This window comes from Kineococcus glutinatus, from assembly GCF_039542765.1.
GTDB classification, from domain to species: domain Bacteria; phylum Actinomycetota; class Actinomycetes; order Actinomycetales; family Kineococcaceae; genus Kineococcus_A; species Kineococcus_A glutinatus.
This window is the reverse complement of the sequence record NZ_BAABIL010000437.1, coordinates 1-9,777: the sequence shown is the minus strand read 5'-3', so window position 1 is coordinate 9,777 and position 9,777 is coordinate 1. Positions and strand designations below refer to the sequence as shown.

The window sequence follows — 9,777 nt, the reverse complement described above, 5'->3', positions numbered from 1 at the left end:
GCCGCCGGCGCAGGTGGGCGCCGCCTACGAGCGCGCCGGGACCGCGGCGACGCGGGAGGCGCGGCTGCTGACCGGTGCGCTCGTGGCCGCCGCGACGTCGCCGTTGCGGCGGGCGGTGGTGCCCGCGGCGGCGCTGGTGCCACCGGTGTTCGTGGGAGTCGTGGAGAGGTTGGCCCGCTGATGCGCCATGCGTTCACCGTGCGTTCAGCTGCAGTACATCCTATGTTCCGATCGGGGTGTGGAGCAGCCCGGGCCCCCGGGACGAGACGAGGTGACCGCGGTGATGGGGACTGCCGGGTGGTGTCCGCCGGTGGATGACGACGAGCTCGCGGCGCTGCGCAACGAGACGCCCACCGAGCGGATGGACCGCAACTGGGCGGAGCTGCTCCAGGAGCTGCGGGTGGTGCAGACGGGCGTGCAGGTGCTCTCCGGCTTCCTCGTCACCCTGCCGTTCCAGTCCCGCTTCGAGGAGCTGGACGAGTTCCAGCGGCTCGTCTACCTCGTCGCGCTGATGCTCGCCATCGCCGCGACCGGGTTCTTCCTCGCGCCGGTCTCCCTGCACCGGCTCATCTTCCGCCGCAACGCCAAGGCGCGGCTCGTGGCGCTCGGCGACCGGTTCGCCAAGGTGGGGCTGGTGGTGCTCCTGCTCACCTTCACCGCCGTGGCCCTGCTCGTCGCCGACGTCGTCCTCGGCCGCACCGGCGGCGTCGTCGCCGCCGGCGGGGTCGTGCTCTTCATCGGCACCTGCTGGTACCTCGTGCCGGCGCGGGAGCTGCGCACCCTGGGCAGGCGGCGCTCGCGGGAGGGGTGAAGGCGGGCCGGCGCCGCCCGGGAACAGCACCACCCGCTATGTTGTTGCAGCATCAAACAACCGCACCGCTCAGGAGGCACCACCCATGCGCCGCAGGACCTTCGCCCTCGCCGGGACGCTCGTGCTCACCGCCGTCCTGGCCGGCTGCGGGCAGGACGAGGGCGGCTCCGGCAGCGCCTCCACCGGCAGCGGCTCCGGCGCCATCCGGATCGGCACCGAGGGCACCTACTCCCCGTTCAGCTTCCACGACACCGCGACGAACGAGCTCACGGGCTACGACGTCGAGGTCGCCCGCGCCGTCGGGCAGGAGCTCGGCCGCGAGGTCGAGTTCTCCGAGACCACCTGGGACTCCATCTTCGCCGGGCTCGAGGCCGAGCGGTTCGACGTCGTCGGCAACCAGGTGTCCATCACCCCCGAGCGGGAGGCGAAGTACACCTTCTCCGCCCCCTACACCGTCTCCACCGGCGCGATCGTCACCCGCGCCGACGACACCAGCGTCACCTCGCTGGCCGACGTCGCGGGCAAGACCTCCGCGCAGTCGACCACCAGCAACTGGGCGGCGACCGCCACCGGGGCCGGCGCGAGGGTCGAGGCCGTCGAGGGGCTCACCCAGGCCGTCGCCCTGCTCAAGCAGGGCCGCGTCGACGTCACCATCAACGACGACCTCGCGATCCTCGACTACCTCAAGACCTCCGGCGACACCAGCATCAAGATCGCCGCCAGGACCCCGGACCGGACCGAGCAGGCGTTCGCCTTCCGCAAGGAGGACACCGCCCTCGCCGCCGAGTTCGACACCGCGCTGGCGAAGCTGCGCGCGGACGGTACGTTGGCGGAGATCTCGCAGAAGTGGTTCGGGGAGGACGTCTCCGGCCCGGCCGCGGGCTGACCGGTCGCGGCGGCCTGCGGGGCTGACGCACGCATCGGGTTCCCGGGAGGGTCATGGACGGCACCTGGGACCTGGTGCGCGAGTCGCTGGTGCCGCTGCTGCAGGGCACCGTGACCGGCACCATCCCGCTGACGGCGGTCAGCTTCGTCCTCGGCCTCCTGCTGGCGCTCGTCGTCGCCCTCATGCGGCTGTCGGGCATCGCGCCGCTCGCGGCGGCCGCCCGCTGCTACGTCTCGCTCATCCGCGGCACACCCCTGCTGCTGCAGCTGTTCATCATCTTCTACGGCCTGCCCTCGCTCGGGGTGACGATCGACCCGTTCCCCAGCGCCGTCATCGCCTTCAGCCTCAACGTCGGCGGCTACGCCGCGGAGGTCGTGCGGGCGGCCATCCTCGCCGTCCCCAAGGGGCAGACCGAGGCCGCCCTCACCATCGGCATGGACTACGCCACCACCATGCGGCGCATCGTGCTGCCCCAGGCGGCGCGGGTCGCGGTGCCGCCGCTGTCCAACACCCTCATCTCCCTGGTGAAGGACACCTCGCTCGCGTCCGCCGTCCTCGTCACGGAGCTGACGCGCAAGGCGAACGAGCTGGCCGCGCCCACCTACGAGTTCTTCACCCTGTACGTGGTGACGGCCGCCTACTACTGGGTGGTGTGCCTGGGGTTGTCGGCGGTGCAGTCGCGGCTGGAGGTCCGGTTGAACAGGTACGTGGCCCGGTGAGCACCCCCGCGGGCGGCCCGCTGCTGGAGGCGCGCGGGCTGGAGAAGTCGTTCGGGGACAACCACGTCCTGCGCGGCGTCGACGTCCTCGCCGACGCCGGCACCGTCACCGTCCTCATCGGCCCCTCCGGCTCCGGCAAGACCACCGTGCTGCGCTCCCTCAACCTCCTGGAGGTCCCCGACGCCGGCAGCGTCCGGATCGGGCAGGCCCGGATGGAGTTCCCCGCCCCCGGCGGTCGGCCCGACCGCCGCGCCGTCGCCCGGCTGCGCGCGCAGAGCGGCATGGTGTTCCAGGCCCACAACCTCTTCCCGCACCTCACCGTGCTGGGCAACGTCACCGAGGGCCCCGTCGTCGTGCAGCGCCGCCCGCCCGCGGAGGTGCGCGCCGAGGCGCTGGCGCTGCTGGAGCGGGTCGGGCTGGCGGGCAAGGCCGAGCAGTACCCCCACCAGCTCTCCGGCGGTCAGCAGCAGCGCGTCGGCATCGCCCGGGCGCTGGCCATCCGCCCCGCGCTGCTGCTGTTCGACGAACCCACCTCCGCGCTGGACCCCGAGCTCGTCGGGGAGGTGCTCGCCGTCATGAAGGACCTCGCCGACCAGGGCTGGACGATGGTCGTCGTCACCCACGAGATGCGCTTCGCCCGGCAGGTCGCCGACCGGGTGCTGTTCCTCGACGGCGGCGTCGTCGTGGAGGAGGGAGCGCCCGCCGAGGTGCTCGGCGCCCCGCGGCACGAGCGCACCCGGCGGTTCCTGCACCGCCTCGCCGACCCGCTCTGACGTCCGCGCCTGCTTCCCGCGCCCATCTCCGGGTTCGGGCGCTGCGGGGACCCGGTTCGGGCGCCCGAACCCGGAGACGGGCGCGCGGGCGCGGGGGGCGGGGTGCGGCAGGGTGGTCAGCGCGGCCGCCCGGGGCCACCGGCGAGGGCCTCGTACAGGTGGTGGGTGCGTTCGGCGACGCCTGCCCAGCCGAACTCGGCGACGGCTCGCGCCCGGCCGGCCCGGCCCATGCGGGCGGCGCGCGCCGGGTCGGCGGCCAGCTCGTCGAGGGCGGCCGCGAGATCCCGCTCGAAGGCCTCCGGGTCGTCCCGGTCGAGGGGGACGAGGGTTCCGGTGACGCCGTGGTCGACGACCTCGGGGATGCCGCCGACGGCGCTGGCGACCACGGCGGTGCCGCAGGCCATGGCCTCGAGGTTGACGATGCCGAGGGGTTCGTAGACCGAGGGGCAGCAGGACGCCACGGCGTGGCTGAGCACCTGGCGGACCTCCTCCGGTGGCAGCACCGCCGGCACGAGGAAGACGCCGTCGCGGACGGCGGCGAGGTCGTCGACCGCGGCGCCGACCTCGGCGGCCAGCTCCGGGGTGTCGGCCGCGCCGGCGAGGAGGACGAGCTGCACGCGCGGGTGCAGCCGCAGGCCGGCGCGCAGCAGGTGGGGGACGCCCTTCTGGCGGGTGGTGCGCCCGACGAAGGCGACGTAGGGGCGGGTGGGGTCGACCCCGATGCGCCGCAGGACGTCGTCGCCGGGGTCCGGGTGGTAGGCGTCCGTGTCGATGCCGTTGCCGATGACGTGCACCCGTGCCGGATCGATGCCGGGGTAGCAGGCCAGGACGTCGTGGCGGGTCGAGCGGCTGACGGCGATGACCGCGTCGGCGGCCTCGAAGGCGGTCCGCTCCGCCCAGCTCGACAACCGGTACCCGCCGCCGAGCTGCTCGGCCTTCCACGGCCTCATCGGTTCGAGGGAGTGGGCGGTGACCACGTGCGGGATGCCGTGCAGCAGCTTGGCCCAGTGCCCGGCCAGGTTGGTGTACCACGTGTGCGAGTGGACGACGTCGACGTCGGTCACGGCGGCGGCGATGGCGGTGTCCGTCGAGAAGACCCCCAGCGCGGGGTTCGCGCCGGCCAGCCTCGCGTCGTGCTCGCCGTGGGCCGTGGCGCCGTCCCGCGGTTCACCCATGCACTGCACCCGGACGTCGACGCCACGCCGGCGCAGGTGCTCCACGAGGAACCCGACGTGGACGCCGCCCCCGCCGTAGACGAACGGCGGGTACTCCCGGCTCAGCAGTGCGGTGCGCATGGTCGCGGCAGCCCTCCCCAGGTTATGTTTTCACCGTGAGCATAATCAGTGGCGCCAGCACGTCAACAGCCGCGGACCTGCGACGCACCAACCTGTCCCGGGCGCTGCGGGCGGTGCACGGCGCCCGGGGACGGCTGACGCGAGCGGAACTGGGCCGGGAGCTGGGGTGCACCCGCGCGACCGTGGGCGCGCTGGTCGCCGACCTGACCGCGATGGGCCTGCTCGCCGAGACCGTGGCCGCGGCGACCGGTCGGCGGGGTCGCCCGACCACCGCCCTGCTGCCGTCCGCGGACGGCCCGGTGGTGGTGGCCGTGGAGATCGCCACGGACGCGGTGCGGGTGGCGTCGGTCGGCCTGGGGGGCCACCTGGGGGACGTCGAGCGGGCAGCGCTGCGCAGCGGTGCGGTGCCCCACGTGGTGGGCGTGGCGCGTGACGTCCTGGACCGCCGTCTCGCCGTCGTCGGCCCGCGCTGCGCGGGGGTCGGGATCGCCGTGCACGGCGTGGTGGACCGCACGACCAGCGCCGTGTTCGCCGCCCCCGGGCTGGGGTGGGCCGACGTCGAGGTCGACGTGGTCGGGCTCCTCGGGCTGGCAGGCGCACGGTGGGCGCACATCGACAACGTCGCCCACCTGTCCGCCGTGGCCGAGACCGTCCGCGGCAGGGCGCGCGGGGTCGGGACGGTCCTGTTCCTGCACGCCGCCGTCGGCGTCGGCGGATCCCTCGCGGACCGGGGGCGACCCCTGCGCGGGCGCCGCGGCCTCGCCGGCGAGTACGGCCACCTCCCGCTCGGGGAGCAGGGCCTGCCCTGCCGGTGCGGCGGCCGCGGTTGCTGGGAGACCGAGGTCGACCAGGTGGCCCTCGCCCGCGCCGCGGGCCTGTCCGCCACCCCGGCGACCGCGGCCGCGGCGGCGGCCGACGTGCTCGCACGGGCGCGCTCCGGTGAACCGGCGGCGCGCCGGGCCGTGGAGCGGATCGCCGCCGGGCTCGGACGGGGGATCGGGGCGCTGGTCACCGTGCACGACCCCGACCTCGTCGTCCTGGCCGGCCACGGCGCCGACGTCCTCGCAGCCGCCCCGCAGGTCGTGCACGACGCCGCGCGGGCGGCGACCGTGCCCGCGCACCGCGGTGGACCGCCACCGCTGGTGCCCAGCGCCCTGGGCGTGGACGGCGGGCTCGTCGGGGCGGCGGAGGTGGTCTTCGACCACCTGTTCGACACCCTGTTCGACGCCGTGCCCCCCCGGACCGCGGCCCCGTCGGCCGCTCAGCCGGCGGAGGGGGCCCGGTGAACCCCTCCAGCTACGACGAGGAGCTCGACTTCGCCCGCCGGTTCGCCCTCGACGCCGGACGGCAGGTCCTGGCGACCGTCGCGCGGGGCAACCGGGTCCACGTCAAGGCGGACGACACGCCCGTCACGACCGCGGACCGCCTCGTCAACGCGCGCTTCATCGACGAGGTGGGTGCGCGCTTCCCCGGGGACGCCGTCCTGGGGGAGGAGGCCAGCCGCGCCACCGGCAGCTCCAGGGTCTGGGTCGTCGACCCCGTCGACGGCACCCAGCAGCTCATCCTGGCCATCCCGGTGTTCATGGTCTCCATCGCCCTCGTGCACGAGGGCCGGCCCGTCGTCGCCGCGGCCGCCAACCCGTGCACCGGGGAGGTGTACTGGGCCCTCGCCGGCGGAGGCGCCCACCGCGACGGGACGCGCCTGCGCGTGTCGGCGCGCGACGGGACCGCGGAGCCGGCCGTGGTCTGCGCCAGCGGCGCCGTCCCCACCCCGGGCGACCTGAACGCCGACACCCTGCTGCGGGTGGGCGCGCGCCCGCACCGCGCGGCTCCGGTGCGGTTCCCCTGGCCCACCGTCTTCTCCGGCTGCAAGGTCGCCGAGGGCGCGTGGGACGGCGACCTCTACAGCGGCCGCTCCCCGCACGACGTCGCCGCCGTCTGCCTCCTCGTGCGGGAGGCCGGCGGTGCCGTCACCGACCGCCGCGGCGCGGACCAGCGCTACGACGCGCCCGTCGACGGCTGCATCGCCTCCAACGGGCTCGTCCACGACGACCTCGTGCAGCGGTGGACCGCCACGTACCTGCCCCGGCGCTGAGGCGCAGCGCGGGAGCAGGGTCAGCGCAGGGTGTGCTGCCCGCGCGCCGCGGACAGCAGGTCCTCGCGGCCGTCGAGCGTCGTGCGCTCCCTGCCGTGGGCGCGGCCCAGCGCGGTCTCGGCGGCGTCGATGCGCGCCCAGTCCGCCATCGTCAGCGGTGCCCGGTCCCGCCCGCGCAGCAGCTCGTCCAGCGTCGGGCCCTGCGGCGCCGGCCGCGCCAGCAGCTCCGCGGCGTCGGCCAGCACCCGCGCCGCCGTGCGGGTGGCGTCGGCCTTCGCGTCGCCGATGACCCCCACCGGCCCGTGGGCCAGCCACCCCGTGACGTACTCCCCGGGCCCGGCCACCCCGTCCCGCGCCACGCGCCCGTCGACGTTCGGCACGAAGGTCCCGGCGGGGTCCACCGGCAGACCCGGCACCGCCACCACCTTCGAGCCCGCCGCCCGCACCACCGCCTGCGCGGGCAGCACCTCCGTCTCCCCGGTGCCGCGCACCGCGCCGTCGGCCGCCAGGACGTTGCGCTCCACCTCCAGCCCCGTCACCGCCTCCGCGCCCACCACGCGCAGCGGCCGGCGCAGGAAGCGCAGCCGCACCTCCCGGGTGGCGCCGGGGTCGGCGGGGCGCCCGGCCCACTCCCGCAGCACGGCGAGGTTGCGCTCGGCCACCTTCGACACCGGCCCCGCCGGGTCGGCGAGCACCTCCGCGGCGTCCTCCACCACGACGCGGACACCGGGGATCGCCCCCAGCTCGCGCAGCTCCTTCGTCGTGAACGCCGCCTGCGCCGGGCCGCGCCGGGCCAGCAGCACCACCCGCCGCACCCGGCTGGCGTCCAGCGCCTCCAGCACCCGCAGCGGCATGTCGGTGGTGTCCAGCGCGTGCGGGCCCTTGGCGAGGACCCGCACGACGTCCAGGGCGACGTTGCCGGCACCCACGACGACGACCTCCCGGCTGGTGCGCACCAGGTCCGCGATCCGCGCCCCGGTGTCCGGCACCCCGCAGTACCAGCCGACGACCTCCACCGCCGAGACGCAGCCGGGCAGCTGCTCCCCGTCGATGCCGAGCGGGCGGTCCGCGGAGGCACCCAGCGCCCACACCACCGCGTCGGACTGCCCGAGCAGCTCCTCGGCCGTGACGTGGGTGCCCACCTCCACGTCCGCCCACAACCGCACCCGGGGCTCGGACAGGGCGCGCTCCAGCACCGAGCGCAGCGAGCGGATCTTCGGGTGGTCCGGCGCCACGCCGTAGCGCAGCAGCCCGAACGGGGTGGGCAGCCGCTCCACGACGTCGACGCGGACGTCCACCTCGGCCTGCCGGGTGAGGGCGTCCACCAGGTAGGCGCCGGACGGGCCGGCCCCGACGACCGTCACGCGCAGCGGCCGGGGGATGGGCTCGGGCACGGTTCGTCCTCCCGTCGCTGCCGCCGTCGGCGTCGTCGTGGGGGTGACGCTAGGGCGGACCGCGTCCGGGTGTCGAGCCGTCGGCGCCCGCCGCGGGGGACGGGCGCTCAGAAGTTGGAGAAGGCGTGGTGGGCGACGTCGGCGTCGGTGAGCTGGGTGCCGTGGACGGCGACCTCGTCGACGGTGCCGGTGAGGGCGCCGCGCGAGGGGTCGACGTTCGTGCCGCCGCTGCTCCAACCGTAGACCTTGGATGCCCCCCACCGCCAGTACCCGCTGTAGGCGGCGCCGGCGGTGGTCGCCGCGTCCCGGGCCATCAGGGCGCCGTCGAGGTAGAGCTTCGTCCCCGCCGGGCCCATGCTCGCGGCGACGTGGTGCCAGACGCCGTCGGTGACGGCCAGCGGCGTGCGGAGCAGGGAGAACCCCGACGGCTTCGCCACCCCGAACGCCAGGTGCCCGAACCGGTCGACGAACAGCATCCGGTCGGAGGAGGCGGGGGCCGCGGAGGTGCTGTCGGACGCGAAGCCGAGCACCTGCCCGTCGTGCCCGGGCCCGACCCGCAGCCAGCACTCGATGGTGAACGTGTCCGGTGCGGGCTCGGGGGCGCCGCCGGCGCCGCGCACCGCGAAGGCCCCCATCGCCCCGTCGGACGCGACCGCGCTGGAGCCGCCCTGGCCCTGGTCGGGTCCCTGCAGCGCGTCGGTCAGCCCGGCGGTGAGCGCGGCCGCCTCGGTCGTGGTGCCGCTGCCGCCGTTGTGGACCGCCTGCACCTCCGCCGCCGACAGGGCGCGCTGGTAGACGCGGGCGTCGTCGAGGTCGCCGTTCCAGTGGTTGACCGGTCCGCCGTTGGCGGCCTGGCGGCCCAGCGCCAGGTGGCTGCCGGCCGCGAGCACGGTGTGGGGCACCGTGCTCGTGGGCTGGGTGGTGCCGTTGACGTAGAGGGTCAGGGTGCCGGTCCCGCCGGCGGTGGTCGGTGCGGTGTAGACCATCGCCAGGTGCCACCAGACCCCCGCCAGCGTGCTGGACGCCGGCGGCAGCCAGTTCGCGACGACGGGCGGCTGCAGCGTGCTGGACACCGCCGTCATGGTGCTCGCGGCGCGGATCTGCCAGCAGTCGGTGCAGGTGCTGTTGGCGTGGCGGAACATCAGCGCCGCCGCGCTGTTCGTGGGGCCCTCCAGGGCCAGCGCCGCGTAGTCGGTGGCGCTGTCGGTCAACCGGGCCCACACCATCGCCGTGAAGTCCCCGGTGGTGTCGACGGGCATGCGGCCCACCACGCTGCCGGGGCTCCCGCTCAGGTGCACGCCGTCGCCGAGCTTGCCGGCGGCGGTCGTGACGGCGGCCCCGGAACCGAGCGAACCGGTGTTCACCGCACCGGAGGAGTCGGGCGTGGTGCCGGTGGTGCCGGTGGCGGAGTCGAAGTTCCACCAGGTGCTCGGCCCCTGCGTGGCGCTGCGGGAGGCCGTGGGGCTGGTGTACGTGGCGGGCCTGCCCCCCGGGGTGCCGGTGTCGGCGGTCGTGGTGCCGGGGCTGGCGGTCTGCGCCTCGGTGGTGCGGTAGCGGGAGACCGGCGAGCCGGCCGCCACGGCCTGGGAGTGGGTCAGGAACGTGCTGCCCAGGCCCGAGGACGCCCCGATCGGGGTGGGCGCGCCGTTGACGTGGGTGCCGGTGAACGTCGCTCCCACGGTGCCCGGCACGGCGAACCCGAGCACGGCCAGGGCGGTGACGAGCAGCGCGGCCGCCCGCCCGCGGTGGCCGCTCACGTGTTCCTCGCCTCGAACACGAGCCGGAAGGCCGAGCTCACGGTGGT

Annotated in this window: 9 protein-coding genes and 1 pseudogene; 7 read left to right on the top strand and 3 right to left on the bottom strand. The window is 75.7% G+C overall.

Annotated features, from left to right (window positions below; all coding sequences use genetic code 11):
- The 5 genes and pseudogenes from ABEB16_RS15395 to ABEB16_RS15375 form a co-directional block, all read left to right on the top strand.
- Positions 1 to 181 (top strand): annotated as a pseudogene (locus ABEB16_RS15395) (hypothetical protein); the annotation flags it as partial.
- Between the two features lie 129 nt (positions 182 to 310).
- A complete protein-coding gene (locus ABEB16_RS15390) occupies positions 311 to 811 on the top strand; it encodes a DUF6328 family protein (RefSeq protein WP_345713108.1) in 501 nt (166 codons plus the stop codon).
- An 85-nt stretch (positions 812 to 896) separates the two neighbouring features.
- Positions 897 to 1,697 (top strand): transporter substrate-binding domain-containing protein, encoded by an 801-nt coding sequence (locus ABEB16_RS15385; RefSeq protein WP_345713107.1) that lies wholly within the window; start codon positions 897 to 899, stop codon positions 1,695 to 1,697.
- Positions 1,698 to 1,750: 53 nt separating this feature from the next.
- Positions 1,751 to 2,416 carry an amino acid ABC transporter permease gene (locus ABEB16_RS15380; RefSeq protein WP_345713106.1) on the top strand — a complete coding sequence of 222 codons (666 nt, stop codon included), beginning with the start codon at positions 1,751 to 1,753 and terminating at the stop codon, positions 2,414 to 2,416.
- The gene (locus ABEB16_RS15375; RefSeq protein WP_345713105.1) at positions 2,413 to 3,189 is read left to right on the top strand and encodes an amino acid ABC transporter ATP-binding protein; all 777 of its coding nucleotides are present in this window, start codon (positions 2,413 to 2,415) and stop codon (positions 3,187 to 3,189) included. The genes ABEB16_RS15380 and ABEB16_RS15375 overlap by 4 nt, the downstream gene beginning before the upstream one ends.
- 116 nt (positions 3,190 to 3,305) lie before the next feature.
- Here the strand turns inward: ABEB16_RS15375 and glgA are convergent, their stop codons facing one another.
- Positions 3,306 to 4,484, bottom strand: a complete 1,179-nt coding sequence (gene glgA / locus ABEB16_RS15370; RefSeq protein WP_345713104.1) for a glycogen synthase — start codon at positions 4,482 to 4,484, stop codon at positions 3,306 to 3,308.
- A 35-nt stretch (positions 4,485 to 4,519) separates the two neighbouring features.
- On the opposite strand from glgA, the gene ABEB16_RS15365 reads away from it, so the two are divergent.
- Positions 4,520 to 5,770, top strand: coding sequence for an ROK family protein (locus tag ABEB16_RS15365; RefSeq protein WP_345713103.1), 1,251 nt, complete (start codon positions 4,520 to 4,522; stop codon positions 5,768 to 5,770).
- Entirely contained in the window at positions 5,767 to 6,579 is an 813-nt protein-coding gene (locus tag ABEB16_RS15360; RefSeq protein WP_345713102.1) for an inositol monophosphatase family protein, read from the top strand. Before ABEB16_RS15365 ends, ABEB16_RS15360 begins: the two co-directional genes overlap by 4 nt.
- Before the next feature lie 20 nt (positions 6,580 to 6,599).
- Here ABEB16_RS15360 and ABEB16_RS15355 read toward each other — a convergent pair whose 3' ends face one another.
- Positions 6,600 to 7,973 carry a ferredoxin--NADP reductase domain-containing protein gene (locus ABEB16_RS15355; RefSeq protein ID WP_345713101.1) on the bottom strand — a complete coding sequence of 458 codons (1,374 nt, stop codon included), beginning with the start codon at positions 7,971 to 7,973 and terminating at the stop codon, positions 6,600 to 6,602.
- A gap of 107 nt (positions 7,974 to 8,080) precedes the next feature.
- Complete coding sequence (locus ABEB16_RS15350) at positions 8,081 to 9,730, bottom strand: LamG domain-containing protein (RefSeq protein ID WP_345713100.1); 1,650 nt, start codon at positions 9,728 to 9,730, stop codon at positions 8,081 to 8,083.
- Positions 9,731 to 9,777 lie beyond the last annotated feature (47 nt).

What these genes read in the sequence shown, in the direction of transcription:
- glgA (WP_345713104.1), bottom strand. Translation starts at nt 4,484, where the DNA reads ATGCGCACCGCACTGCTGAGCCGGGAGTACCCGCCGTTCGTCTACGGC.
- ABEB16_RS15385 (WP_345713107.1), top strand. Translation starts at nt 897, where the DNA reads ATGCGCCGCAGGACCTTCGCCCTCGCCGGGACGCTCGTGCTCACCGCC.
- ABEB16_RS15380 (WP_345713106.1), top strand. Translation starts at nt 1,751, where the DNA reads ATGGACGGCACCTGGGACCTGGTGCGCGAGTCGCTGGTGCCGCTGCTG.